The 25662-nt window shown below is 63.5% G+C and carries 30 protein-coding genes and 1 tRNA gene; 8 read left to right on the top strand and 23 right to left on the bottom strand.

Annotated features, from left to right (window positions below; genetic code table 11):
• Positions 1-31: 31 nt before the first annotated feature.
• Positions 32-1699 (bottom strand): energy-dependent translational throttle protein EttA, encoded by a 1668-nt coding sequence (gene ettA / locus LDO29_RS19780; RefSeq protein WP_224081466.1) that lies wholly within the window; start codon positions 1697-1699, stop codon positions 32-34.
• Positions 1700-1841: 142 nt separating this feature from the next.
• Between ettA and LDO29_RS19775 the strand changes: the two genes are divergently transcribed.
• Positions 1842-2063 (top strand): hypothetical protein, encoded by a 222-nt coding sequence (locus tag LDO29_RS19775; RefSeq protein WP_224081465.1) that lies wholly within the window; start codon positions 1842-1844, stop codon positions 2061-2063.
• Between the two features lie 49 nt (positions 2064-2112).
• Entirely contained in the window at positions 2113-2628 is a 516-nt protein-coding gene (locus LDO29_RS19770) for a M48 metallopeptidase family protein (protein ID WP_224081464.1), read from the top strand.
• Positions 2629-2816: 188 nt separating this feature from the next.
• On the opposite strand, the gene sorB is transcribed toward LDO29_RS19770, so the two are convergent.
• Together sorB and sorA are read right to left on the bottom strand one after the other, a co-directional pair.
• Positions 2817-3452: a SorB family sulfite dehydrogenase c-type cytochrome subunit gene (sorB, locus tag LDO29_RS19765; RefSeq protein WP_224081463.1), complete on the bottom strand. Its 636-nt coding sequence runs from the start codon at positions 3450-3452 to the stop codon at positions 2817-2819.
• A 13-nt stretch (positions 3453-3465) separates the two neighbouring features.
• The gene (sorA, locus tag LDO29_RS19760) at positions 3466-4719 is read right to left on the bottom strand and encodes a SorA family sulfite dehydrogenase catalytic subunit (protein WP_224081462.1); all 1254 of its coding nucleotides are present in this window, start codon (positions 4717-4719) and stop codon (positions 3466-3468) included.
• A 196-nt stretch (positions 4720-4915) separates the two neighbouring features.
• Here sorA and LDO29_RS19755 point away from each other — a divergent pair, with 196 nt between their 5' ends.
• Positions 4916-5968 (top strand): phytoene/squalene synthase family protein, encoded by a 1053-nt coding sequence (locus LDO29_RS19755; protein WP_224081461.1) that lies wholly within the window; start codon positions 4916-4918, stop codon positions 5966-5968.
• Between the two features lie 57 nt (positions 5969-6025).
• Here LDO29_RS19755 and LDO29_RS19750 read toward each other — a convergent pair whose 3' ends face one another.
• The gene (locus LDO29_RS19750; protein ID WP_224081460.1) at positions 6026-6994 is read right to left on the bottom strand and encodes a LysR family transcriptional regulator; all 969 of its coding nucleotides are present in this window, start codon (positions 6992-6994) and stop codon (positions 6026-6028) included.
• A 162-nt stretch (positions 6995-7156) separates the two neighbouring features.
• Between LDO29_RS19750 and LDO29_RS19745 the strand changes: the two genes are divergently transcribed.
• The 3 genes from LDO29_RS19745 to LDO29_RS19735 all read left to right on the top strand — a co-directional run bounded on the left by LDO29_RS19745 (position 7157) and on the right by LDO29_RS19735 (position 10232).
• The gene (locus LDO29_RS19745; protein WP_224081459.1) at positions 7157-8131 is read left to right on the top strand and encodes a Bug family tripartite tricarboxylate transporter substrate binding protein; all 975 of its coding nucleotides are present in this window, start codon (positions 7157-7159) and stop codon (positions 8129-8131) included.
• Between the two features lie 77 nt (positions 8132-8208).
• Positions 8209-9447 (top strand): CaiB/BaiF CoA transferase family protein, encoded by a 1239-nt coding sequence (locus LDO29_RS19740; protein ID WP_224081458.1) that lies wholly within the window; start codon positions 8209-8211, stop codon positions 9445-9447.
• 14 nt (positions 9448-9461) lie between these two features.
• Positions 9462-10232, top strand: a complete 771-nt coding sequence (locus LDO29_RS19735; protein WP_224081457.1) for an enoyl-CoA hydratase/isomerase family protein — start codon at positions 9462-9464, stop codon at positions 10230-10232.
• 51 nt (positions 10233-10283) lie between these two features.
• On the opposite strand, the gene LDO29_RS19730 is transcribed toward LDO29_RS19735, so the two are convergent.
• From LDO29_RS19730 to petA, 6 genes are all read right to left on the bottom strand, one after another.
• Positions 10284-10359: transfer RNA gene (locus LDO29_RS19730), tRNA-Thr, on the bottom strand.
• 61 nt (positions 10360-10420) lie between these two features.
• A complete protein-coding gene (locus LDO29_RS19725; protein WP_224081456.1) occupies positions 10421-10909 on the bottom strand; it encodes a ClpXP protease specificity-enhancing factor in 489 nt (162 codons plus the stop codon).
• Between the two features lie 56 nt (positions 10910-10965).
• On the bottom strand, positions 10966-11577 hold the full coding sequence (locus LDO29_RS19720) for a glutathione S-transferase N-terminal domain-containing protein (RefSeq protein WP_008643086.1): 612 nt from the start codon (positions 11575-11577) through the stop codon (positions 10966-10968).
• A 208-nt stretch (positions 11578-11785) separates the two neighbouring features.
• Entirely contained in the window at positions 11786-12529 is a 744-nt protein-coding gene (locus LDO29_RS19715) for a cytochrome c1 (protein WP_224081455.1), read from the bottom strand.
• A 39-nt stretch (positions 12530-12568) separates the two neighbouring features.
• Positions 12569-13972, bottom strand: coding sequence for a cytochrome b (locus LDO29_RS19710; RefSeq protein ID WP_224081454.1), 1404 nt, complete (start codon positions 13970-13972; stop codon positions 12569-12571).
• A 2-nt stretch (positions 13973-13974) separates the two neighbouring features.
• The gene (gene petA, locus LDO29_RS19705) at positions 13975-14592 is read right to left on the bottom strand and encodes a ubiquinol-cytochrome c reductase iron-sulfur subunit (RefSeq protein ID WP_224081453.1); all 618 of its coding nucleotides are present in this window, start codon (positions 14590-14592) and stop codon (positions 13975-13977) included.
• A gap of 214 nt (positions 14593-14806) precedes the next feature.
• Here petA and mscL point away from each other — a divergent pair, with 214 nt between their 5' ends.
• Positions 14807-15244 (top strand): large conductance mechanosensitive channel protein MscL, encoded by a 438-nt coding sequence (gene mscL / locus LDO29_RS19700; protein ID WP_290369607.1) that lies wholly within the window; start codon positions 14807-14809, stop codon positions 15242-15244.
• 65 nt (positions 15245-15309) lie between these two features.
• Here mscL and LDO29_RS19695 read toward each other — a convergent pair whose 3' ends face one another.
• Entirely contained in the window at positions 15310-16056 is a 747-nt protein-coding gene (locus tag LDO29_RS19695) for a Nif3-like dinuclear metal center hexameric protein (RefSeq protein ID WP_224081452.1), read from the bottom strand.
• 19 nt (positions 16057-16075) lie between these two features.
• On the opposite strand from LDO29_RS19695, the gene LDO29_RS19690 reads away from it, so the two are divergent.
• Complete coding sequence (locus LDO29_RS19690) at positions 16076-17269, top strand: Do family serine endopeptidase (RefSeq protein WP_224081451.1); 1194 nt, start codon at positions 16076-16078, stop codon at positions 17267-17269.
• A 451-nt stretch (positions 17270-17720) separates the two neighbouring features.
• On the opposite strand, the gene LDO29_RS19685 is transcribed toward LDO29_RS19690, so the two are convergent.
• The 12 genes from LDO29_RS19685 to LDO29_RS19630 all read right to left on the bottom strand — a co-directional run bounded on the left by LDO29_RS19685 (position 17721) and on the right by LDO29_RS19630 (position 25592).
• Positions 17721-18887: a porin gene (locus tag LDO29_RS19685; protein ID WP_224081450.1), complete on the bottom strand. Its 1167-nt coding sequence runs from the start codon at positions 18885-18887 to the stop codon at positions 17721-17723.
• A gap of 229 nt (positions 18888-19116) precedes the next feature.
• Positions 19117-19905: a twin-arginine translocase subunit TatC gene (gene tatC / locus LDO29_RS19680; RefSeq protein ID WP_224081449.1), complete on the bottom strand. Its 789-nt coding sequence runs from the start codon at positions 19903-19905 to the stop codon at positions 19117-19119.
• Positions 19906-20014: 109 nt separating this feature from the next.
• Positions 20015-20521 carry a Sec-independent protein translocase protein TatB gene (gene tatB / locus LDO29_RS19675; protein ID WP_224081448.1) on the bottom strand — a complete coding sequence of 169 codons (507 nt, stop codon included), beginning with the start codon at positions 20519-20521 and terminating at the stop codon, positions 20015-20017.
• 99 nt (positions 20522-20620) lie between these two features.
• Positions 20621-20845, bottom strand: coding sequence for a Sec-independent protein translocase subunit TatA (gene tatA / locus LDO29_RS19670; RefSeq protein WP_224081447.1), 225 nt, complete (start codon positions 20843-20845; stop codon positions 20621-20623).
• 144 nt (positions 20846-20989) lie between these two features.
• Positions 20990-21346, bottom strand: a complete 357-nt coding sequence (locus tag LDO29_RS19665) for a histidine triad nucleotide-binding protein (RefSeq protein WP_224081446.1) — start codon at positions 21344-21346, stop codon at positions 20990-20992.
• Between the two features lie 53 nt (positions 21347-21399).
• Positions 21400-21789 carry a DUF4870 family protein gene (locus tag LDO29_RS19660; RefSeq protein ID WP_224081445.1) on the bottom strand — a complete coding sequence of 130 codons (390 nt, stop codon included), beginning with the start codon at positions 21787-21789 and terminating at the stop codon, positions 21400-21402.
• A gap of 44 nt (positions 21790-21833) precedes the next feature.
• Positions 21834-22211: a phosphoribosyl-ATP diphosphatase gene (locus tag LDO29_RS19655; RefSeq protein ID WP_224081444.1), complete on the bottom strand. Its 378-nt coding sequence runs from the start codon at positions 22209-22211 to the stop codon at positions 21834-21836.
• A complete protein-coding gene (gene hisI, locus LDO29_RS19650; protein WP_224081443.1) occupies positions 22208-22615 on the bottom strand; it encodes a phosphoribosyl-AMP cyclohydrolase in 408 nt (135 codons plus the stop codon). Before hisI ends, LDO29_RS19655 begins: the two co-directional genes overlap by 4 nt.
• Before the next feature lie 2 nt (positions 22616-22617).
• Positions 22618-23388: an imidazole glycerol phosphate synthase subunit HisF gene (gene hisF / locus LDO29_RS19645; protein ID WP_211949893.1), complete on the bottom strand. Its 771-nt coding sequence runs from the start codon at positions 23386-23388 to the stop codon at positions 22618-22620.
• A gap of 68 nt (positions 23389-23456) precedes the next feature.
• Entirely contained in the window at positions 23457-24203 is a 747-nt protein-coding gene (hisA, locus tag LDO29_RS19640; protein WP_224081442.1) for a 1-(5-phosphoribosyl)-5-[(5-phosphoribosylamino)methylideneamino]imidazole-4-carboxamide isomerase, read from the bottom strand.
• A gap of 115 nt (positions 24204-24318) precedes the next feature.
• A complete protein-coding gene (gene hisH, locus LDO29_RS19635; protein WP_224081441.1) occupies positions 24319-24972 on the bottom strand; it encodes an imidazole glycerol phosphate synthase subunit HisH in 654 nt (217 codons plus the stop codon).
• Positions 24969-25592: a YchE family NAAT transporter gene (locus tag LDO29_RS19630; protein WP_224081440.1), complete on the bottom strand. Its 624-nt coding sequence runs from the start codon at positions 25590-25592 to the stop codon at positions 24969-24971. Before LDO29_RS19630 ends, hisH begins: the two co-directional genes overlap by 4 nt.
• Between the last annotated feature and the right edge of the window lie 70 nt (positions 25593-25662).

The following is a 25662-nucleotide window of genomic DNA, read 5'->3' as shown; positions in this document are numbered from 1 at the left end:
GAGCCTGGCTTTTTTGCTATTGCCGCACCAATCAGCGCGAAATCGGCTTGTAGCGGATCCGCTTCGGCTTGGCGCCTTCCTCACCCAGGCGGCGCTTCTTGTCCGCCTCGTATTCCTGGTAGTTGCCCGGGAAGAATTCCACGTGCGAATCGCCTTCGAAGGCCAGGATGTGCGTCGCGATACGGTCCAGGAACCAGCGATCGTGCGAGATCACCATCACGCAGCCGGCGAATTCCAGCAGCGCGTCTTCGAGCGCACGCAGCGTTTCCACGTCCAGGTCGTTCGACGGCTCATCGAGCAGCAGCACGTTGCCGCCGGCGATCAGCGTCTTGGCCATGTGCAGGCGGCCGCGTTCACCGCCCGACAGCGTGCCGACCTGCTTCTGCTGGTCGCCACCCTTGAAGTTGAAGCGGCCGATGTAGGCGCGCGACGGGGTTTCATACCGGCCCACGGTCAGGATGTCGGCGCCGCCCGAAATCTCCTCGAACACGGTCTTGCTGCCATCCAGCGCATCACGGCTCTGGTCGACGAAGGCCATCTTCACGGTCGGCCCGATCTTGATCTCGCCGCTGTCCGGCTGTTCCTTGCCCGTGAGCATCTTGAAGAACGTCGATTTACCGGCGCCGTTCGGGCCGATGATGCCGACGATGGCGCCCGGCGGCACCTTGAAGCTCAGGTTTTCGATCAGCATGCGGTCGCCAAAACCCTTGCTGACGTTGTCGAACTCGATGACTTCGTTGCCCAGGCGCTCACCCACGGGGATGAAGATTTCCTGGGTTTCGTTGCGCTTCTGGTATTCCTGGCTGTTCAGTTCGTCGAAACGGGCCAGACGCGCCTTGGACTTGGCCTGGCGGCCCTTCGGGTTCTGGCGCACCCACTCCAGTTCCTTGTGCAGCGCCTTCTGGCGGGCCGATTCGCTGGCCTCTTCCTGCTTGAGGCGCGCTTCCTTCTGGTCCAGCCACGAGCTGTAGTTGCCCTTCCAGGGAATGCCCTGGCCGCGGTCGAGTTCCAGGATCCACTCGGCAGCATTGTCGAGGAAGTAGCGGTCGTGGGTCACGGCCACCACGGTGCCCGGGAAGCGGGTCAGGAACTGCTCCAGCCAGTCCACCGACTCGGCATCCAGGTGGTTGGTCGGTTCGTCGAGCAGCAGCATGTCGGGGCGCGACAGCAGCAGGCGGCACAGTGCCACGCGGCGCTTCTCGCCACCCGACAGATGGCCGACCTTGGCCTCCCACGGCGGCAGGCGCAGCGCGTCGGCAGCGATTTCGAGTTGCAGCTCGGCATTGTTGCCGTCGCTGGCAGCCAGGATGGCTTCGTACTTGGCCTGGTCGGCCGCAAGTGCATCGAAGTCCGCATCCGGCTCGGCATAGGCAGCGTAGATCTCGTCGAGCTTCTTGCGCGCCTCGAACACGCCGCCCAGCGCTTCTTCCACCGATTCACGCACGGTCTGCTCGGGATCGAGTTGCGGTTCCTGCGGCAGGTAGCCGATGTTCAGGTTCGGCATCGGCGTGGCTTCGCCCTCGATCTCCTTGTCCAGCCCCGCCATGATCTTCAGCAGCGTGGACTTGCCCGAGCCGTTCAGGCCCAGCACGCCGATCTTGGCGCCGGGGAAAAAGGACAGCGAGATGTCCTTCAGGATGTGACGCTTGGGCGGAACGATCTTGCCCACGCGGTTCATGGTGAAAACGTACTGAGCCATGGAGTGCGGTGTCCGTGCTTTTCGGGAATTTTGGGAATGGGCGGAGTTTAACAAAGCAGGTGCCCACCGGTCTGCGAAATGCCGGCGCGCCCGGTACAATTCAGGGTTCGCCGTAGCGCTAACTCATTGATTTCATTCGCCCATGAGCAAACCCGCCCTGACCCTGAAGTTCAAGTGCAAGAAGTGCACGAAGCCCGTCACGCTGTACCTGCAGAAGACCTCGGCCTGCTCGCATATCACGCCGTACCAGGGCTTCTGCAAGTGCGGCGAGATGATGCGCCACGCCACCGGCGACAAGGACGCCGTGGAGTCCTTCGTCAATTCGATGGACAACAGCTGGATGCACCACCATCACCACCACTGATCCGCGCGCAGTGAACGGAAACACCTGGCAGCCATCCGCAAAGGATCCGATGCGCTTCCTGGGCGGCTATCCGCCCGGCGTGCTCGACCAGGTGCGCAATCTTGCCGCGGCCGGCAAGCTCGGCGAACACATCGCGCGCCGCTACCCGACCCGGCACGGCGTACAGTCCGACCGCGCGCTGTATGACTATGCGTCCGAACTGAAGCAGGAATTCCTGCGCAGCGCCCCGCCGCTGCACAAGGTCGGCTATGACGCCCGGCTCGACACGGCCCACAAGGCGCTCGGCCTGCATACTGCGATCTCCCGCGTGCAGGGTGGCAAGCTCAAGGCCAAGAAGGAAATCCGCGTGGCGTCGCTGTTCAAGGAGGCGCCGCCCGAATTCCTGCGCATGATCGTCGTGCACGAACTCTCCCACCTGAAAGAGAGCGACCACAACAAGGCGTTCTATCGCCTGTGCGAGCACATGGAGCCGCGCTATCACCAGCTTGAGTTCGATACGCGGCTGTGGCTGGCGTGGCGGGAGCTGGAGCGCGTGCCGTCTGGCTCTGGCGAATCCGCTCGTTAGGAGCGGGCGTCGGTCGTGCCTCACCTGCTCGAGCAGCAGTGTGAGCGGTCGGAGGAATGCTTCAGTGCATTCTGTTTGCCTGGCCTGGTAAGGATCCAGCTGGAATGGTGCTGGCGGAGGGATGGCCAGCGCACCAGGCAAGTTGATGCCCGGCGCCACCGTTTCGCGGTGACGCCAGGCCAGCTTCGTTACCGCGACAACACCCAGGTTGCCAACGTCTTCAGATCCTCATCATCCAGTTGCGGGAACGCCGGCATCGGCACCTGCCCCCACTTGCCGCTGCCGCCACTGCGGATGCTCTGCATCAGCTTGCCGGTAGCGTCGGCATTGCCAGCGTACTTGGCCGCCACATCGTGGAACGCCGGGCCGACCACCTTCTTGTCGACCGCATGGCAGGCGCTGCACTGGTTGGCGCCGAGCAGCGCATCCGCCGTGCGCGCCGCGCCATTGGCGGCTGGCGCGGCGGCCGCAGGAGCGGCGGCGGCAGGAGTGGCGGCTACGGGCGTTGCGCTGCCGCGCTCCGCGCCATAGGTCTTGACGAGGTAGTCGACGATGGCCGGCATGTCTTCGTCGCGCAGCGGCGCGCCGAAGGGCTTCTTCATCTTCTTGACGGTCGCGTCCCAGTAGGCGCGCGGGGACGTCTGCGGCTGTGTCTCCACGTACTGCGCCGAATGGCAGGTCATGCAGTTCTGCTGGACCAGCCGGTAGCCGGGCAGATCGCTCGGACGATAGGCGGCGGTTTCCGCAGGCAGGGTGACTTCCAGCGCCATGGCTGGCAGGGCGAAAGCGGCAAGCGCGGCGGCGATCAGGGTCTTCATGTTCATGATGTCCCCTCCCTCAAACCGCGGTGACGCGCGTGGTCTCGACCACGTTGCGCATATAGCCGGGCGGGTTCCACAGCGCCTCCAGCGGCTGGCTTTGGCCAGCGCGGTTCACGGCGCGCACGCGCAGGTCGAGATTGCCGCGGCGCGGCGGGCGCAGCACTGCCGTCCATTCGCGGAACGAGTAGCGGCCCAGGTCCCGACCGAGTTTTGCGGATTGCCACGAGCGGCCGCCATCGGGGGAGAAGCCGACTTCGCCGATACCGTAACCGCCGTCGAAGGCGATGCCACGCACCACCGTCTCGCGGCCCGCCGGCACCTTGGCGCCGTTTTCCAGGCTGGTGATGAACGAGCGCACGGTAAAGCGGCCGATCGGCGTGGTGGCCGACGGCGCCGTACCGGGTGCCACGCAGGCGCACGGGTTCGCCGGAATGCGGTAGGCCGATGCCATCCAGAAGCCATCGAAGACCTTGTCCACGACCTGGATGTCCGACAGGTGCTTGACCCAGTACGTGCCGTAGTGCCCGGGCACCACCAGCCGCAGCGGATAGCCGTTAAGCATCGGCAGGTCCGCACCATTCATGGCCCAGGCGAGCATCACTTCGCCGTCGAGCGCGTGATCGATATTCAACGCCTTGACGAAGTCCGGGCCGTTTTCGAGCGGCGGCTTGTCGAGGCCGTTGAAGGTCACTTGCACTGCCCCCGGTTGCACGCCGGCCTTTTCCAGCACCTTCTTCAATGGCACGCCGGTCCAGCGCGCATTGCCCATCGCACCATTGCCCAGTTGGCCGCCATTGACGCGCGGATCGAAGAAGCCACGGCTGTTGCCCGAGCACTGGTTCACAGCGACGATCTCGACCGGATCGGCGAGGGTCTTCAGTTCCGCAAGCGACAGTTCCAGCGGCGCCTTCACATGGCCGCCAATGCGCAGGCGATAGGCTTGGGGATCGATCGACGTCGGGATGCCGCTCCAGTGGTAGCGCACGAAGAACGCGTCATTGGGCGTGATGATGCCCTCGTTGAACACGCTGAACGGCGTCTCGAGCTGCGGCGGACGGCTGGTCAGCAGGATCAGCGGGCGCTTCTGCGGGAAGGTTGCCATCTCGCGCTCGCCATTGGCGAACGGCAAGGCGACCTTGCCCGGCGTGGCGGCAAAGGCGTCGAACGCCGTCGCGCCCAGCGCCGCCTGGGCCATCAGGGCGCCGGCCCCTTGCAGGAAACGGCGCCGCTCGCGCGTGGGGCGGTGGTGGGGATGGTCGGGGGCAGTCATGGTCTTCTCCCTTTTTGTTCTCAATATAGTGTCCACGGTGAGGACTTCCGCGAATTGTCGCTATCAGGCAAGGGCGGCGTATAACGCGTTATTTTGGTAAGGGTTATCGGCGAAATCGAATTCGCAGGTACCACGCGGTCGTTGGCTGTCCCATGACAGCTACAATGCGCCCTACCCTCGCGCTACCACAGCACCCATGCCAAACCCGAACCGGGCCTACCTGCTCGGCCCGCTGCTGAAGGGAGTCTCCCGCTCGTTCTACCTGACGCTGCGCATCCTGCCGGCGGGCATGCGCGATCCTGTCGGGCTGGCATATCTGCTCGCACGTGCGGCCGACACGATTGCCGACACCGCGCTGATTTCCCCCGCGGAGCGCCTTGATCTGCTGTTGGCGCTCCGCGAGTGCGTCAATGGCCGCGGCGACCCTGTGCCGCTTTCCGATCGTTTGTCCCGGCAAGTCGCCAACCATCAGACAGAGTCCAAAGAGAAGGCATTGCTGGAGTCGATCCGGCCCGCGTTCGACGTGCTGGCGCAGCTCGATGACGCCGACCGCGCCGCCGTGCGCGGCATCGTCACCACGCTGACCGAGGGCATGGAGTTCGACCTGCGCACGTTTCCGGACGAGCGCTCGGGCGAGCTTGGCGCGTTGCAGAGCCTGGCCGACCTTGACCGCTACACCTACCTCGTCGCCGGCTGCGTGGGAGAGTTCTGGACGGCAATGACTTATGCCCACCTGCCCGGCGTACTCAGCGAGGAACCGTCGATCATGCAGCATCGGGGCATCCGCTTCGGCAAGGCCTTGCAGATGGTCAACGTACTGCGCGACTGTGGCAGCGATCTGCGTATCGGGCGTTGCTATCTGCCGCAGGAACTGCTCGATCGTCACGGCTGGCAAGCCCGCGACCTGCTGGAGCCGGCAAATTCGCGGCGCATGCGGCCGGTGCTGTTCGAACTCGTGCGGCTGGCGCTTGGCCACTTCCGCGAAGCCATTGCCTATACGCTCGCGATTCCGCGTACCGCCGTGCGGCTGAGGCTCGCCTGCCTGTGGCCGATCCTGATCGGGCTTGAGACCTTGCTGCTGCTCGTGGAGAACGAGGCATGGCTCGACCCGGGCAAGGTCTCGAAGATCGATCGCAAGAAGGTCTACCGCATCCTCGGCGGCAGCGCCGTGCTGGTCATGTCGGATGGCTTGCTGCGGCGCTGGGTGGAAGGCGAGATGGCGCGCATCGAGGCAGTGCTGTCGCGATAAGTGCAGCGGATTGCCTTACCGCCGCTGTTCAACTGAATTGGCGCTCACCGCACGGCATCACCGCCGCGCCGGACCGACTCGCGCCGGCCAGCTTCCGTCGGCAATCTGCGCGCTGACGATCTCCCCTAGCAACTCATGCACCGCCGACGCCGCCACTGACAGCGGCATGGTGGCCGAGCGGCACAGGAAGACAGGCCTAGACATGGCGGGCTTGGCGATGCGCGCGGCGGACAGCAGCCCCTTGCGCAGTTCCGCGCAAACCGAAGCATACGAGAGCACTGTGCAGCCGACGCCGGCCGCAGCCAGTGCGATCAGTTCAGGAATGGCATTCACCTCCGCCTGTACGTGCAGGTCGATGTCGTGCGCGCGCAGATGGCTGTCGATCAGCGCACGCAGGCCATGCTCGCCGGCGGGCAAGATCATCGGGTAGCGACTCAGGTCGCGCAGGCGGATGGCGCTTGCGGGCAGAGCGTCGCGCGGCTTCGCGCCACCAAACTTGCCGGGCTCGGCCACGAGCACGAGATCTTCGTCGACCAGATGCTCGAACAGGAGCCCAGGGTCGGCGTTCGCCTGGAAGGTGAGGCCGATATCGATATGGCCGGTCAGCAGATGGTTCGGGATGTATCCCGTGCTCAGCTCGATCACCTGCAGCCGCACCCTGGGCCAGCGCCGGATGGTCTCTCGCACCAGCGGCACGGTCAGGATCTTGGCCATGGACTGCGGCAGGCCAATGGCGACGCGCCCCTCCGGGTCCGTGACGAGGTCTCGCACGTCTTCGCAGGCGAGATCGAGCCGCTTCAGGATGTCCCTGGCGTGCTGTTCCAGGCGTTGTCCCGCGGCGGTGATCGACACGCCCTTGTGGCTGCGCGTGAACAGGGTCACGCCCAGCGTCTCTTCGAGTTGCCGGATCTGCAGACTCAGGGCCGGCTGGGCGATATGTAGCGTTTCAGCCGCGCGCGAGATCGACCCCGCCGCAGCCACGGCAAGAAAGCTGCGCAACCCGCGCACGTCCACAGGTAATCCCATTGCTGCCTCCCCGCCCCAAGTGCCTGGCTCCAATCAGCCATATCGATTCATGATACCTGGCATCGAAAAGATATCTTGGACATATATCCAGACGGCGTTGATAGTGACATCTGCCCCGCGCAATGCACGCGGAATCCGGCATAGACCTTCACTGGAGACAACATGGGAATCGGTCGCCGCAACTTTCTTGCAGGCGCAGGCGCCGCGCTGTTCGCGCGGCCACTGCTGGCAAATCCATGGCCCACGCGGCCGCTCAGGCTGGTCGTACCGTTCGCCGCCGGAGGCCCCGGCGATTTCGTCGCACGGCAGATCGCCGTGCCGTTGTCGCAGAAGCTCGGCCAAACCGTCGTCGTGGAAAACAAGCCCGGCGCCGGCGGCAATCTGGGCACGCAGAGCGTGCTCGATGCCAGCCCCGATGGCTACACCATCCTGCTGAACACAGTCGGCATGCACGCCGTCAACCCGCTGATGTTCCCGGACCTGCGCTTCCAGCCGCAGCGCGACCTGCTGGCGCTGGGCGTGGTAGCGACCGTGCCGAACGTGCTGGTGGTACACCCGACCAAGCTCGGTGTCGGCAGCCTGGCGGACCTGGTCCGGCTTGGCAGGCAGAAGCCCGACAACCTCAGCTACGCCACCTACGGCGCAGGTAGTTCACCGCACATCTATGGCGCGCTGCTGCTCAAGGCCGCGAAGTTTACGGCAGTCACTGTGCCGTACAAGGGTAGCGCGCCCGCCAGCAGCGATGTGATGGCGGGCAACGTCGATTTCCTGTTCGACAGCATGACGACCTGTCTTGGCCAGATTCAGGGTGGCAAGCTCAAGGCGCTGGCCATCACCTCGTCGGCGCGTTCGCCGCTGCTGCCCGACGTGCCGACACTGGCCGAAGCGGGATATCCGGCGGTGAGCCTCAAGTTCTGGCTCTCGCTGCAGGTCTCGGCCCGCACGCCGCCAGCGATTGTCGGATTGCTGCGCGAAGCGGTGGCCGAATCCACTCGCAATGCGACATACGGCAATGCACTGGTCGCGCGCGGGGCGGAGCCCTTCCATCTCGCGCCGGGTGAGGTGCAGGATTTCGTCAACCGCGACGCGGCCCGCTGGACCGCCCTGGCGCGGTCGATCGATATCAGGTCGGAATAGCGCGAGCGGAGGACCGGGCGAGCGGACGAACAAGGCCGCGTGCCGGGTCCGCATATGGATCTCCAACGGACAAATACATGATTGCATTGCAGGGAATTCGGGTGCTAGACCTGAGCAAGGTGCTGGCTGGCCCGCTATGCGGCCAGTATCTGGGCGAGCTTGGCGCCGAGGTCATCAAGGTCGAGCCCGTCGGGCGCGGCGACGACACGCGCGCGTGGTTGCCGCAGGATCGCGGCCAGTCCGCGACCTTCCTGGCGGTCAACCACAACAAGCGAAGTCTCGCTGTCGACCTGAAGACGGCGGAGGGTCGGAAGATCGTGCAGGCGCTGGCGGCCAGGTCCGACATCGTGCTGCAGGGATTTGGCAGCGGCGCCGCAGCACGGCTTGGCGTGGACTACGAAACACTGTCGGCCCTGAATCCGGCGCTGATCTACTGCGAGATCTCCGGCTACGGACGGACCGGCCCGCTCGGACAGGAGCCCGGCTATGACGTCATGCTGCAGGCCTTCAGCGGCATGATCAGCACGATGGGAGAACCCGGCGGCAAGCTGGCCCGCGCAAGCTTCTCCCCTGTGGATCTCGGTACCGGCATGCACGCGTTCAGCGGCATTCTGGCCGCGCTGATCGAACGGCAGAAGACCGGTCGCGGCATGCAGCTGGAAGTCTCGCTGCTGGACACGGCGATGGGTTTCATGGGCTACCTAGCGCAGAACTACTGGTGCAGCGGCAAGTTGCCGCGTCCGATGGGGACCGCGCATCCCGCCATGGCACCGTACCAGGTGTTCGAGGCTGCGGACGGCCCGGTCATGATCGGCATCGGCAATGATTCGCAGTGGCAGCGCTTCTGCCCCGTTGCCGGCCTGCAGGCCTATGTCGATGATCCGCGATTCGCGACCAATGCCGATCGCGTCGCCCACTTCGACGAGACCGTCGCGCTCGTTCAGGCACGCATTGCCGGCCAGCCGGTAGCGTTCTGGCTGGAGGCGCTGCGCAACGCCGGTGTCGCCTGCGCCCCCATTCATACGCTCGATCAGGCACTGGCACATCCGCAGCTGGCGGCGCGCGGGCTGGTCGTCGAGTCGGAGCACCCGCGGCTGGGAAAGGTCCGCAACATGGGCCTGCCCATCCGCTTCCAGGGCGAAAACCGTACCGCGCACCGCGCGCCGCCGCTGCTGGGTGAGCACACCGAGGAAGTGCTGCGCCAGGTCGGCTACGACGCCGATGCCATCGCCGCACTCAAGGCGCGCGGCGTGGTGGCAACTGCCAGCTGCGCGGATTCCCACCCACCGTCGACGCACCACCGCGTCGCGGCATGACACCAGGAACCTACATGTCCGCCGTTACCTATGAAGTCCGCGACCGCGTCGCCGAGATCCTGTTGAAACTCCCCCCGGTCAATGCCCTGAACGAAGACATGATCGACGCGCTGCTGGACGCTCTGCGACGCGCAGCGAACGATGATGGCGTACGTGCCGTCATTCTCGGCAGCGCCGTGCCACGGCGCTTCTGCGCGGGGCTTCAGCTCGATGCGCTGCACGGTGCGACGCCGTCACGCGCGTACCAGCTTGTCGACAAGCTCTACAACGGTCTGTCCGAAGCACAGTTCCAGCTTGGCAAGCCGTCCATTGCCGCCGTAGGCGGAACCGCGCGCGGCGGCGGCATGACGCTGGCCATTCACTGCGACATGATCGTCGCCGCCGACTCCGCGACCTTCGGCTATCCGGAGATCGACGTCGGCGTCACGCCAGCCATCCACTTCACGCACCTGCCGCGCATCATCGGCCGCCACCGAGCCTTCGACCTGTTGTTCACGGGCCGCTCGTTCGGCGCCGCCGAAGCGATGTCGCTCGGACTGGTCAGTCGTGTCGTTCCCGAGGAAGACGTCATGCGCGAAGCGCGTGCCCTGGCGCAAACGCTGTGCGAGAAATCGCCAGTAGTGATGCGGATGGGACGCACGGCGTTCCTGCGCGCGAATGACGGCGACTACCGGCGCGACATCGCCACGGCCGTGGAATCGTTTGGTAATGTCTTTGCAACCGAGGATGCCAGGGAGGGCATTGCCGCGTTCGTGGAGAAGCGCAAGCCGTACTGGCAAGGCTGAGGACGGGTTCAAACAAAACGGGCCACGCTTCGCGCGTGGCCCGTTGCATTCTGGTGCCGGCTGCAGGACTCGAACCCGCCACCTGATGATTACAAATCAACTGCTCTACCTGATGAGCTAAGCCGGCATGTCTGGTGCAGACCGCGATTCTACTGCATCGCGGTCTGCTTTGGTAAGTTACCGGTGACTTACTTCACCACCTTCAGCGACGGCTTCTTGCCGCCAATGCGCGGCACGGGCGGCGGGGTTTCGTCGTCGTCCGGAGCACCCTGTTCGGCGCTCGTGGAAGTCTCGGATTCCACCGGAGCCAGCTTGGGCGGCGGGTTGTTTTCGCGCTCGGTTGCTGCCTGGGTTTCCGGCACGCTGCGCTCGACCGGGAATGCCATGCCCTGGCCGTTTTCCCGCGCGTAGATCGCGAGCACATTTTCCACGGGCACGTCGATCTTGCGCGAGATGCCGCCAAAGCGGGCGCTGAACGTGATCCACTCGTTGCCCATGTCCAGGCCGCTGGTGGCGTCGAAGCTCACGTTGAGCACGATCTCGTTGTTCTTGACGAACTCGCGCGGCACGTTGGTATTCGTGTCGACAAAAACGGCAATGTACGGCGTGAAGCCGTTGTCCGTGCACCATTCGTAGATGGCGCGGATCAGATAGGGCTTGGTGGAGGTTTCAGGCATGGTGCTTCTTCATGGCGCCAGCAATTGACCCGATGCAAGCATCGGGCCTGCCAGGCTTAGCGGCGCATCACCTTTTCCGACGGGGTGAGCGCTTCGATATAGGCCGGACGGCTGAAGATGCGCTCCGCGTACTTGAGCAGCGGCGCGGCGTTCTTCGACAGCTCGATGCCATAGTGGTCCAGGCGCCACAGCAGCGGGGCGATGGCCACGTCGAGCATGGAGAACTCTTCGCCAAGCATGTACTTGTTCTTGACGAAGATCGGCGCGAGCTGGGTCAGGCGATCGCGGATCGCGGCACGGGCGCGCTCGTGGTTCTTTTCCGCAGCCTTGCCCTTCTCGTTCTCCAGCACGTAGACGTGGGTGAACAGTTCCTTTTCGAAGTTGAACAGGAACAGGCGGGCACGGGCACGCTGCACCGGGTCGGCCGGCATCAGCTGCGGGTGCGGGAAGCGCTCGTCGATGTACTCGTTGATGATGTTCGACTCGTACAGGATCAGGTCGCGCTCGACCAGGATAGGCACCTGGCCGTAGGGGTTCATTACCGAAATGTCTTCGGGCTTGTTGAACAGGTCAACGTCGCGGATCTCGAAGTCCATGCCCTTTTCGAACAGGACAAGGCGGCAACGTTGGGAAAACGGGCAAGTCGTACCCGAATACAACACCATCATGGTTGGATTCCTTGGGCTTAGCCGATACTGGGTCGGACGGTAAGGTCAGACATTCTGCCAAAACCGGGCATCGAAAAGCAAATAAGTTAAAAACAAGGCACTTCTATGGTGCCGATCGCGATGATTCCAATAGGAAAGGGGCCAGAGCGGTGCTGCGACGGCAACTTCCGCTCTGGCCCCCTCCTTCATGCCGGGCCGGCCTGGTGCGTTACTTCACGTCCTTCCAGTAGGCGGCGTTCAGGCGCCAGGCAAAGACGGTGAACATGCCCAGGAACAGCAGCACCCACACGCCAAGGCGCTTGCGGTGGTTCTGCGCGGGCTCGGCCATCCAGTCCAGGAAGCCAACGAGGTCGGCAGTGGCCTGGTCGTACTCGACCTTGCTCATCTTGCCCGGGCTAAGTTGCTCGAAGCCGGCGAACTTGTGGACCTTCTCGCCGTGCTCCTCCACCTCGGAGAACTTGGCGGCGCGCTGGCCCTGCAGTTCCCACAGCACGTGCGGCATGCCGACGCTCGGGAATACCAGGTTGTTCCAGCCGGTGGCGCGGCTGTCGTCGCGGTAGAAGGTGCGCAGGTAGGTATAGAGCCAGTCGTCGCCACGGGCGCGGGCAATGACGGACAGGTCGGGCGGCTGCGCGCCGAAGAAGGCCTTGGCCTCCTTCGGTTGCATGGCGATGGTCATCGTCTCGCCGACCTTGTCCGCGGTGAACAGCAGGTTGCCGCGGATCTGGTCGTCGGTCAGACCGATGTCCTTGAGCCGGTTGTAGCGCATCATCGACGCGCCGTGGCAGTTCAGGCAGTAGTTGACGAACAGCTTGGCGCCACGCTGCAGCGACGACAGGTCGGCGGTGTTCACTGGTGCCGGCTCCAGGGGATAGCCCCCTTCGCTGGCCATGACGGGCGCGGCGGCAAAGCAGGCGCCTGCCAGCGCAATGATGGAAAGCAGCTTTTTCATCGTGTGTCCTTGTCCTCTTGTCGGGGTTCGCGCGTTCACTCAGTGCGGATGGAACGTGACGCGCTCCGGTACCGGCTTGAACTCGCCGGCACGGCTCCACAGCGGCATGGTCAGGAAGAAGGCGAAGTACAGCAGCGTGCCGAGTTGCGACACCTTCTCGCCCACCGGCGACGGCGGTTGCACGCCGAGGTAGCCGAGGACCAGGAACACCACCACGAAGACGATCAGGATCATCTTGTGGAAAGCGGGACGATAGCGGATGGACTTGACCGGCGAGCAGTCCAGCCACGGCATGAAGAACAGTACGATCACCGAGCCGCCCATCACCAGCACGCCCCAGAACTTGGCGTCGATGAAGTAGAAGCCGACCGCCAGGATCACGGCGATGGCGACCGATGCGGCCTTGATGCGCGCGTCCTTGCTGCGCACGAACAGCATGCCCAGCACCAGCGCGAAGAACACCCAAAGGATCGGCAGGAAGTTCGACGTGGTCGCACGCAGCATCGAATAGAACGGCGTGAAGTACCAGACCGGCGCGATATGCGGCGGGGTCTTGAGCGGGTCAGCGGGGAAGAAGTTGTTGGCCTCCAGGAAATAGCCGCCCACCTCCGGGAAGAAGAAGATCACGGCGGAGAAGATCACGAGGAAGCCGGCAACGCCCAGCGTGTCGTGCACCGAGTAGTACGGGTGGAACGGGATACCGTCGAGCGGCACGCCGTTTGCGTCCTTCTTGGCCTTGATCTCGACGCCGTCCGGGTTGTTGGACCCCACTTCGTGCAGCGCGATGATGTGCGCGACCACCAGTGCCAGCAGCACCAGCGGCACCGCGATGACGTGGAACGAGAAGAAGCGGTTCAGCGTGGCATCGCTCACCACGTAGTCGCCGCGGATGAACAGCGACAGGTCCTGGCCGATCACGGGGATGGCCGAGAACAGGTTCACGATCACCTGGGCGCCCCAGTACGACATCTGGCCCCACGGCAGCAGGTAGCCCATGAAGGCTTCGGCCATCAGGCACAGGAAAATCAGGCAGCCGAAGATCCAGACCAGCTCACGCGGCTTGCGGTACGAGCCGTACAGCAGCCCGCGGAACATGTGCAGGTACACCACCACGAAGAACGCCGAAGCGCCGGTCGAGTGCATGTAGCGGATCAGCCAGCCCCAGGGCACTTCGCGCATGATGTATTCCACGCTGGCGAAGGCCACGGGAATGCCGGCGGCGTTGAGCGTGCCGTCCGGCTTGTAGTTCATCACCAGGAAGATGCCAGTGACGATCTGGATCACCAGCACCAGCAGCGCGAGCGAACCGAAGAAGTACCAGAAGTTGAAGTTCTTCGGCGCGTAGTACTTGGAGAGATGGTCCTCCCACAATTGCGTGGCGGGGAAGCGGGCGTCGATCCAGCCCAGCAGACCGGTTGTCTTGACTTGCTTTTCGGCCGCCATGATCAAGCTTCTCCTTTTTCATCCTTGCCGATCACGATCTTGGTGTCGGTCAGGAACTGGTATGGGGGGACATCGAGATTCTGCGGAGCCGGTTTGTTCTTGAAGACGCGGCCGGCCAGGTCGAAGGTGGAGCCATGGCAGGGGCAGAGAAAACCGGGATCGGTGCCGAGCTGGGGATTGGCACCGGCGGGGAAGGGGCCCGAAGGCGAGCAACCAAGGTGGGAACAGATGCCCACGACGACCAGGAGGTCCTTGTGATCCGCGCGGGAGCGGGTTTCGTTCTTGCAGTACTCGGGCGTCTGCATCGTGAACGGAACGTCGGAATTGGGATCGGCGACTTCGCTGTCGGTCTTCTTGAGCGACGCCAGCATTTCGTCAGTGCGGCGCAGGATCCAGACCGGCTTGCCGCGCCATTCAACCGTCATCATCTCGCCGGGCTTGAGGGCGCCGATATCGGCTTCCACTGGCGCGCCGGCCGCCTTGGCCTTCTCGGATGGTGCAAAGGTACTGACGAAAGGAACCGCTACCGCTACGCCTCCGACGCCGCCAGCGACGGATGTCGCGATCAACCAATTGCGGCGACCTTTATCCACGCTCTTCACGTCTTGCTGGTCACTCATTCCAAACCCCAGGGGAAGTCAATTTAGATTTTGCGTCAACCGTAAATTGTACATGAGGCACCTCCGCGCGAGATAGGCGAAAAACCCAATGCGCATGTACGATTATCGGTCGAACGCACTGATAGTTGCATGCAAGCTTGATTTCCGCTCACTGATGCGGCAGGCTTCTGGGCTTGAAGGCGTTCATTGCTTGTAACAAGAAGGAGAAAGCCCCATGAGCATGATGTCGGAGTTCAAGACCTTCGCAATGCGCGGCAACGTGATCGACCTTGCGGTCGGCGTAATCATTGGCGCGGCATTCGGGAAAATCGTGGATTCGGTCGTCAATGACCTGATCATGCCGGTGATCGGCCGCATCATTGGCAAGCTGGATTTCTCCAATATGTTCGTCACGCTGGCAGAACCGCCTGCGGGCACGGCGATGACGCTCGATGCGTTGAAAAAAGCCGGCGTGCCGGTGTTTGCTTATGGCAATTTCCTGACTATCGTTGTCAACTTTCTGATTCTTGCCTTCATCATTTTCCTGATGGTGCGGGCATTCAATAAGATGCGGGCGGAAGAACCGGCCACTCCGGCGGAACCGCCGCCGACGCCGGAGGACATCGTCCTGCTGCGCGAAATTCGCGACAGCCTGAAAACACGCCAGTCCTGATCTTGGCGAAAGCAGGATTCTGACAAGACAACGGCCCCGATGGGGGCCGTTTTTCTTGATATGTGTCAAACAGGGTTGGGAATATCGATGAAGGTGTGGTGCAAGCCGAAGCGCTGGGCCACGTGCTCGCCGAGCGAGCGGATGCCGTAGCGCTCCGTCGCATGATGCCCGGCTGCGAGATAAGCCACGCCGCTTTCGCGCGCAAGGTGCGTGGTCTGCTCGGAGACTTCGCCGCTCAGGTAGGCATCGACGCCTGCTGCAACGGCGGCATCGAAATAGCCTTGCGCACCGCCGGTGCACCACCCTACCGTGCGTATCATCTGGTCAGGCTCGCCAATGGCCAGCGGGTCGCGCCCGAGCACACCGCCCACGTGCGCGGCAAGCGCCTGCAGCGGCATCGGCGAAGGCAGCGTGCCGGTCCAGCCGAGCTGGTCATCGCTGAAGCGGCCCGTCGGGGTGAAGCCGAGTTGCAATGCGAGCTGGGCGTTGTTGCCGAATTCCGGGTGGTTGTCGAGCGGCAGGTGATAAGCGAACAGGTTGACATCCGCAGCCAGCAGCCGCTTGAGGCGCGCATGCTTCTGGCCGACCACGCGCGCATCTTCGTTTTTCCAGAAGTAGCCGTGATGCACGAGAATGGCCTGCGCGCCGGCTTCGATGGCCGCCTCGACCAGAGCCAGGCTGGCCGTCACCCCGGTCACGATGTGTGTGATCTCGGCGTTGCCTTGCACTTGCAGGCCATTGGGACAATAGTCCTTGTAGCGGGAAACCTCCAACAGGTCGTTCAAGTACAATTCCAGCTCTTTAGTCTTCATTTTTTGCTCAAACTCCAATATGTTGCGGCGCTTTTGGCTGTTCTTTGCCCAGGCTGTCACCGTCGTGCTGGCAGTCTGGTTCGTTGTGGCCACGCTCAAGCCCGAGTGGCTCCAGAGGGGGCGCGTCGCGGTGCAGTCGGGGTCGCCTATCGTGGCGCTGAAGGAAGTTGTGCCCAACGTGGCCGGCGGCGCCGCGGAAGGGTCTTACAGCGAAGCTGCCCGGCAGGCCATGCCCGCCGTGGTGAATATCTTTACGAGCAAGAACGGCTCCCGGCGCTCGCCCCATCCGCAGGCGGAGGATCCGTGGTTCCGCTTCTTCTTCGGCGATCGCCTGCCCGAACGCCAGGAGCCGGTGTCCAGCCTGGGCTCGGGCGTCATTGTCAGTGCCGAGGGTTACATTCTAACCAACCACCACGTGGTGGATGGGGCCGATGAAATCGAGGTCGCGCTGACCGACGGGCGCAAGGCCAACGCCAAGGTGGTGGGCTCGGACCCGGAGACCGACCTGGCAGTGCTGAAGGTCACACTGAAGGACCTGCCGGCTATCACGCTGGGCAGGCTGGAAAATGTGAAGGTTGGCGACGTGGTGCTGGCAATCGGCAACCCGTTCGGTGTCGGCCAGACCGTGACGATGGGCATTGTCTCGGCGCTGGGCCGCAGCCATCTTGGCATCAACACCTTCGAGAACTTCATCCAGACGGACGCGGCCATCAACCCCGGCAATTCCGGCGGGGCGCTGGTCGATGCGCAGGGCAACCTGCTGGGCATCAACACCGCGATCTATTCACGCTCTGGCGGCTCGCTCGGCATCGGCTTCGCGATTCCGGTATCGACGGCCAAGCAGGTGATGGAATCGATCATCTCGACTGGCAGCGTGACGCGCGGCTGGATCGGTGTGGAGCCACAGGACATGACGCCCGAGATTGCCGAATCGTTTGGTCTCGACGCCAAGGAAGGGGCGCTGATCGCGGCTGTAGTGCAAAGTGGTCCGGCCGACAAGGCGGGCATGAAGCCAGGCGACGTGCTGACGTCGGTCGATGGCCAGCCGATCACCGATACCACGGCGCTTCTGAATGCAATCGCCCAGCTCAAACCTGGCGTGGACATCAAGATGAAGGTAATCCGCCGCGGCAAACCGGCCGAGCTGACCGTGACCATCGGCAAGCGGCCTCCGCCGCCTCGCCGCGCGCTGCCGTTTGATGATGAGGAATAAATAGGGCGATCGCCTCGTCCGTGATTGCGTGACCAGAAACCCCGCCCCGGATGGCGGGGTTTTTTGTTGCCGTGCACTGGATAGGTCTGCCCAAGCGAGTGAACGGCGAGTCTGACGCCAGCGCCAGCAGTACCCGCGGGCACTGTGGCAAGGGCAAGTGCCCGCATGATCGGGCCCGCACGACGGATGGTCAAACACGCACCTTTACTGTCCATGCGCTGCGTGGCAACGGGCGCAAGACTCCAGCCTTCAGCCGCCCTCTTGCGAACGCCCTCCTGTCGCCCGCGATCCTCCCATAGGGCGCCCCCCGGCCGCTACGCGCACACGCAACTCCAGCACACCCGATGCAGTCACTCCCTCAGAGCGGCACCATACAAAGCAGAACGCCGACACCCTTTCGGATGCCGGCGTTCTTCAAGCCAATCTACAGCGGGCTCAGGCCCGCGTCAGATTAGAACTTGTGGCGGATACCAACGGTAGCGCCGAACTGGCTGTCGCCCTTGCCGGTCGCGTCAACGTTGGTCTTGCCGAGGCCTTGAACGCCCAGGTTCGAGTTGTCGCGGTTGTAGGCGTAAGCCAGGCTCAGGTAAGCGTCGGTACGCTTCGACAGGGCGTAGTCGGCCGTAGCCACGAACAGCCACGGATCAGCCTTGGCACCACGGAAGTCCTGGTAGTAAGCCGCGCCGGTCAGCGAGAAGGCCGGCGTGACTTGGTAGCCAGCGCCCAGCCAGTACAGGTTCGACGACGCCTTCGCGCCGCTGATTGCCTGGAGGCTGGTGTTGCCCAGGAACGGAATCGTGCCCATGTCAACGCCCTTGGCCCAACGGTAGCCAGCGAACAGCTTGGCCGGACCGAAGGCGTACGTACCAGCCAGCGAAGCGCGGCGCAGGGTTGCGTCCGGATTGACGTTGTTGGCGAAGCCCTGGTTGGTTTCGTCATACACGGCGCCGACCGCGAACGGGCCAGCAGCGTAGGTCAGGCCCACACTGTACTCACGGCCGATCTTCCAAGTACCCGGAACCTCACCGTTGTTGCCGGCAACCGTGACACCGTTAACCACGACCGGTTGGCCGCCGGTGTTCCAGCCGAAGCTGTACAGGGCATTGACGGTCAGGCCGCCGAACGTACCCATGTACTTGAGCGAGTTGTCAGCACGGCTCTGGAAAGCGCCATCTTGAGCGGTGATCGAGTAGTTCGACGCAATGGCCATCGGGTCGAACTGCAGACCGAAGTCATAGAACGGGGTCTGGTGACGACCCAGGGTCAGCTGGCCGTACTGGCTGCCCAGACCGACGAAAGCCTGACGACCGAACAGACGGCTGTCCTGGCCCATCTTGCCATCGTCAACGGAGAAACCGCTTTCCAGCACGAACAGACCCTTGAGGCCGCCGCCCAGGTCTTCCACGCCACGCAGGCCCCAACGGCTGCCTGACTGGCCGCCCGAGATCAGGCGAGTCACGCTATGACCATTGGAGATGCCTTGCGTCGGAACAGCAGGCTGGTTGTTCTGATATTCGATACCAGCGTCAACCACACCGTACAGGGTTACGCTCGACTGGGCATACGCGCCGCCGGCGGCCAGAGCGGCAACGGCAGCAGCAAACAGTTTCATCTTCATATCGACACTTTCCTTGTCAACTGATTGGGAAATCTTGGTTGCCCAAGTGCTTGGGCGACGCATTTAGCTTCACGTCTGCTGCGTATTATGGGCCAGCGCCCCCGGCCGTCAGAAGGCTTTTTCGGCGTAAACTGCGTATACGGATGCCTTTTGTTGTGACTGAACAACAGAAATGGGGAACGAATTCCCCATTTTGGTGCAAAACAACCACTTCCACTGCCCCACAGATTCAATCAGCCTGCGTTTCTCCTGCAGCATCAGTGCTGGTTTCGGGCTTCCCTACAAAGCGCGCCATGAGCAGCCCGAGTTCGTACAGCGCAATCAGCGGCACGGCGAGAAGCAGCTGGGACAGCACGTCCGGCGGCGTGACAACGGCGGCAATAATGAAGGCCCCGACGATTACATAGGGACGGATCTGCTTGAGCTTCTCAAGCTCCACGACGCCAAAGCGCACCAGGACGATCACAACCACCGGCACTTCGAAGGTGATGCCAAATGCCAGGAACGTGGTCATGGCAAAGCTCAGGTACTTGTCGATATCCGTCGACATGTCCGCGCCGAGTGGCGCGTTGTAGTGCGCCATGAAATGGAACACAGTCGGGAAGACCAGGAAGTACGCGAACGCCACCCCGCACAGGAACAGCACGTAGCTGCTGCTCACGAGCGGCAGGATCAGCCGCTTCTCATGCTGGTACAGGCCCGGCGCGACAAACTGCCAGACCTGGTACAGCACCCACGGCAACGCGATCAGGAAAGCAACCAGCAGCGTGACCTTCATCGGCACGAAGAAGGAGCCGGTCACATCGGTCACGATCATCTTTCCGCCCTTTGGCAGCGATTCCATCAGCGGCCGCGCGAACAGGTTGAAGATGACCGGTGCCCAGTACACCAGGCCCACGAAGACCAGGATGATGCCGGCCACTGCCTTGACCAGCCGCTCGCGCAGCTCGATCAGGTGGGAAATGAAGGTTTCCTGCTGCGATTCGTCTTGGGGATCGTTGGACCGGTTGTCGCTCATGGCGTGGACCGCTCAGCCGCGGCGGCTGGCAATTGGATTTCGGTGGCACCGCTTGCGCGGCAGGCATCGCGACGGCGCGGGCGGCAAGCGTGCTGCTGCCCGGCCAGGCTCATTCGAAGAAGGATCGGGCTCGTCCGGCAGCCGGGCGGTGGCGCTTGACGCGTGCGGCGCCGGACTGCGCCCAGACGCGGACATTGTTCTGGCGCTTGAACCAGAGCGGGCGTGCGCCCTGCTTGACCCGCCAGCTCTTGCGGCCGTTGTGCGACTTGTGAGCCGAGTGCCAGCTCGGCACGATGTCCGAGGCCTCCTCGCCAGACTGGGCAGATCCATCAATGCCGCCCAGCGCCTCGTTCAGCGCCTGCGTCTGCTCGCTGACCTCCTTGTGGATCGTGCGCTCGACGTCGCGTGCAGCGTCCTCGAATTCCGTACGCATCTTGCGCAGTTCCTCGAGTTCGACCTCGCGGCTGACTTCAGCCTTGACGTCATTGATATAGCGCTGCGCGCGCCCGACCAGCGCGCCCACCGTCCGCGCCACGCGGGGCAGGCGCTCGGGGCCGATCACGATCAGCGCCACGGCGCCGATCAGCGCCAGCTTCGAAATGCCAAGGTCGATCATGCGGGCGTCAGGCAGAAAACAGCCGGGGCGGGAATCATCGGGCGTGCAACCACTCGGTGCAGGGACTGGGCGGAAAGTAGAAAAGTCGCAGTGCCAGGCTTATTGCTGGCGGCTCTTTTCCTTGGCGTCCACATCGATCGTGGTGGAATCACGCAGTTCCTTGGCCTGCGCCGGCTTGTCGTCGGTGCCTTCCTTCATGCCGTCCTTGAAGCCCTTCACCGCGCCGCCCAGGTCCTGGCCGATATTGCGCAGCTTCTTGGTGCCGAAGACGAGCATGACGATCACCAGAACGATCAGCCAATGCCAAATGCTAAACGAACCCATTTCTTGCTCCTGATGAAGCCGCGGGCAGTACCAGTTGCCGCCCGGACCCGTTGTTCCGTCCGAAATTGGCCGCGCCGGGCGACGGTTGCCGGCGCAGCGTCCGGCCCGCGCAGGCGGTCCGGCTCCTCATGCCAGTCTGCCCGCTCAGGGCAGAGGCACCTTCCATTGGTTGCGCGGCCCACCCAGCACATGCAGGTGCAGATGGTAGACCTCCTGGCCGCCATCCTGTCCGGTATTGATCACCGTCCGGAAGCCATTGCCACAGCCCGCCGCGCGAGCCAGTTCGGGCACCTTCAACATCATTCTAGCAAGCACCTCTCCTTCGGCTGGACCGCACGCCGCCAGCGAGTCGACATGTGACTTGGGGATCAACAGGAAGTGTACCGGCGCCTTCGGGTGGATATCGTGGAAGGCCATCATGTCGTCGTCTTCATAGACTTTCCGCGACGGGATCTGGCCGGCCACAATCTTGCAGAAGATGCAATTATCCTGGGAATTCATGAAGTTTTCGTTGCGATGTCGGGCGCACACCAACCGCCGCGATGTACCGGGCGCTAGAAGCTCTGTTCCGGGTACATCGGCTTGCTGTCGTTGAGGTAAAGCCAGCCCTTGACGATACGATACAGCATCCAGAGAGACAGGACGCTCCACACCGCGATGGCAAGCGGAATCAGCACCACGCTGACGAAAAACACGCCGCCAAGGATTGCCCAGGCCACCGACCACCAGAATGAGCGGATCTGCCACGCAAAGTGCGACGCGTACAGCGTGCCGCGCGCATCGTCGCGCTTGACGTAGTCGACGATGATGGCGATCAGCGCCGTCACGCCGCCCGTCAGCCAGAAGATGGCATACAGCGCATAAAGGATATGCATCAGCTTGCGCAGGCTGCCCAGCCGTTCGCTGTCGTTGATGGTGACCTGCCCGGTGTAGTCGTTCGCCATGCTCGCCCTCCCGTATCCGTCGCAGCCGCCGTGGGATCGCGCCGTCAGCCCTGGTCTGGGCGGCTGGCCTTTTCCTCAAGGCCGGACAGCCCTTCGCGGCGCGCCAGTTCGTTGACGACATCCGCCGGCGTCAGGCCGAAGTTGGCCAGCAGCACCATGGTATGGAACCACAGGTCCGCCACCTCGTAGACAACCTTGTCCGCTTCCGCACCGGTCTTGCCGGCCGCACGCGCATCCTTGGCGGCCATCACGGTCTCGGTGGCTTCCTCGCCGATCTTCTTGAGGATGGCATCGTCGCCCTTGCGGAACAGGCGGGCCACGTACGATTTCTCGGGGTCGCCGCCGTTTTCCGGCTTGCGCGATTCCAGCACCGCGGCCAGGCGCGCCAGCACGTCGGCGCCGGCGGAGTGGGATTCGGTCATGGTTTTGCCGTGTAGATTTGGGAAGGATCCTTGAGCACCGGCTCGACGGTCTGCCAGTCGCCGTTCTCGGCATCGCCCTCGAACTTCTGGAAGAAGCAGGAATGCCGGCCAGTGTGGCACGCAATGTTGTCGACCTGCGTGACCTTGAGCAGCACCACGTCTTCGTCGCAGTCCAGGCGCATCTCGTGCACCTTCTGCACGTGGCCGGACTCCTCGCCCTTGTGCCACAAGCGCTTGCGCGAACGCGACCAGAACACGGCCTCGCCGAGTTCCGCGGTCTTCTGCAGCGCATCGCGGTTCATGAACGCGAACATCAGCACGTCATTGGTGCCGACTTCCTGGACGATCACCGGCACCAGGCCGTTATCGTCCCATTTGACCTTGTTGAGCCACTTCTTTGCCATGATCAGATCCGCACGGGGATGCCCTCGCGGGCCATGAATGCCTTCGCCTCGCCAACCGTATGCTGGCCATAGTGGAAGATGCTGGCGGCGAGTACCGCGTCGGCATGGCCGAGCCTGATGCCGTCAGCCAGGTCCTGCAGGCCGCCGACGCCGCCCGAGGCAATCACCGGCACCGGCACCGCGTCACTGACGGCACGCGTCAGCTCCAGGTCGAAACCGCTCTTGGTGCCGTCGCGGTCCATGCTGGTCAGCAGGATTTCGCCAGCGCCGCGCGCCGCCATTTCCTTGGCCCACGCCACCGCGTCCAGGCCCGTGGCTTTGCGCCCGCCGTGGGTGAACACCTCCCAGCGCGGCGGCTCGCCCGGCGCCGAGCTCCGCTTGGCGTCGATGGCCACCACGATGCACTGCGAGCCGTACTTGCCGGTGGCGTCCGACACCAGTTGCGGATTGGCGATGGCCGACGAATTGACGCTGATCTTGTCCGCACCGGCGTTGAGCAGGCGCCGCACGTCTTCCACGGCGCGCACGCCGCCGCCCACTGTCAGCGGGATGAAGACCTGCGAAGCCACCGCTTCGATGATATGCAGGATCAGGTCGCGTCCGTCACTGGTCGCGGTGATGTCCAGAAAAGTGATTTCATCGGCGCCTTGTTCGTCATAGCGGCGCGCGATTTCGACCGGATCGCCGGCATCGCGCAGCTCGACAAAGTTGACGCCCTTGACCACCCGCCCGTTCGTCACATCGAGGCAGGGGATGATACGTTTGGCTAGCATGAGATTCCTTGTCCGCCGCGAGCCTGGTTGCGGCCCGGCGGCGGCGGCGCCCCGCAGGGCGCGTTGGCTTATTCCCCGGCGGTCAGCTTGTCCGCGCGCGCCTGCGCGTCGGTGAAATTAAGATCGCCGGAGTAGATGGCACGGCCGCAGATGACGCCTTCAACGCCCTCGTTCTCCACGGCGCAAAGGTTGTCGATATCGGCCAGGTTGGACAGCCCGCCGCTGGCGATGACCGGAATCGACATCGATTGCGCCAGCTTCACGGTGGCATCGATATTGATCCCCTGCAGCATGCCGTCGCGGCCGATATCGGTATAGATAATGGCTTCCACGCCATAGTCTTCGTACTTGCGGGCAAGGTCCGCCACTTCGTGGCCGGTCAGCTTGCTCCAGCCATCGGTCGCGACCTTGCCATCCTTGGCATCCAGGCCGACGATGATATGGCCGCCGAAGGCCGAGCACGCGTCCTTCAGGAAGCCCGGATTCTTGACTGCGGCGGTGCCGATGATGACATAGGACAGCCCGTCATCCAGCCATCGCTCGATGGTATTCAGGTCGCGGATGCCACCGCCCAGCTGCACCGGGATCTCGTCGCCGACTTCGGCGATGATGGCCTTGATGGCAGCTTCATTGCGGGGCTTGCCGACAAATGCGCCGTTCAGGTCCACGAGGTGCAGGCGGCGCGCACCCTGATTGACCCAATGGCGTGCCATGGCGGCGGGATCTTCGGAAAAGACGGTGGCCTGGTCCATGTCGCCTTGTTTGAGGCGTACACACTGACCGTCCTTCAGGTCGATGGCCGGAATGAGCAACATAATCGTGACGAGCGTGGTTGAGTGAGAGAGATTGAGCCAGACCGGCCAACGGCCGGTCAGTCCGGGTCAATAGGCAAGCATTCCTGGATGGCGTTGACTGGCTCGGATCGGATCTTCAGGGATTCCAGTGCACGAAGTTCCGGTAAAGCTGCAGCCCCATGGCTGCACTCTTTTCGGGGTGGAACTGCGTGGCGAAAATATTATCGCGTGCTACCGCGCTGGTAAACACGACCCCATACTCCGTTTCGCCGGCGATATGGGCCGGGTCCTGCGCGTGCACGAAGTAGCTGTGCACGAAATAAAACCAGCTTTCGTCCGGGATGCCATCCCACAACGGATGGGGCCGGGTCTGCTTCACACGGTTCCAGCCCATCTGCGGCACCTTGTAGCGGGAACCGTCCGGCTGGGTCATCCCGTCCAGCTCGAAGCGGACGACTTCGCCTGGCATCAGGCCGAGGCAAGGCGTCCTGTCGGTGCCGGCCCTGGCCTCCCTGCTGTACTCGAACAGCATCTGTTCGCCAACGCACACACCGAACATCGGCTTGCTGGCGGCCGCTTCGAGCACCGCCTCCTGCAGCCCCGAAGCGCCCAGCGCCGACATGCAGTCCGGCATGGCGCCCTGCCCCGGCAACACCACGCGGTCGGCGCTGCGAATGCCTTCCGGGGCATCCACCACGCGCACATCCGCCTCGGGCGCCGCGGCACGCAAGGCCTGCGCCACCGAGCGCAGGTTGCCCATGCCGTAATCCACAATTGCTATGGTAGTCATGATTTCAAAACAGGCAATAATGTCTTCAGCCCGTCCACAATGAATTCAACGGCCAGCGCCGACAGGATCAGGCCCATCAGCCGCGTGCCGATATTGATGCCGGTACGCCCCACCACCCGGGCAATCGGATCCGCCGCGCGGAACACCGCGTACACCACCGCGCCCAGCACCACGCCGATTCCAACCAGAATCAGCAGCTGGTACCAGTGCTGCGTCTTGCCTGCATAAACGATCACCGTACTGATCGAACCGGGGCCGGTCAGCAGCGGCAGCGCCAGCGGCACCACCGCGATGCTGGACCTGACTTCGGCCTCGTCCTCTTCCTCCGGCGTGGCCTTGGTCCGGCTGGTCTGGGCGTTCAGCATGTTCATGGCCATCATGATCATGATGAGCCCGCCGCCCACCTGCAGCGACGCCACCGAGATATTGAAGAACTCGATGATCTGCTGGCCCAGCAAGGCCGACATCGCCACCACGATGGCCACCGAGACCGAGGCGATCTTGATGGTGCGCAGCTTTTCCGCCTCCGACTGCTGGCTGGTCAGGCTGATGAAAAACGGAATGGCGCCGATCGGATTGATCAGCGCCAGCAGCGAAATGAACGACTTGAGCGTATCCATCGGTTGCGGGTGGCCGGTGCCCCGGCCCTGTGTCGCGAAGTTCGGTCAGCGGGCGCCGCAACCAGCCGGC

The sequence above is a fragment of the Cupriavidus laharis genome (genome assembly GCF_914271435.1).
GTDB classification, from domain to species: Bacteria; Pseudomonadota; Gammaproteobacteria; order Burkholderiales; family Burkholderiaceae; genus Cupriavidus; species Cupriavidus laharis.
The sequence above is the reverse complement of the archived record's forward strand: the minus strand, read 5'-3'. Positions and strand labels throughout refer to the sequence as shown.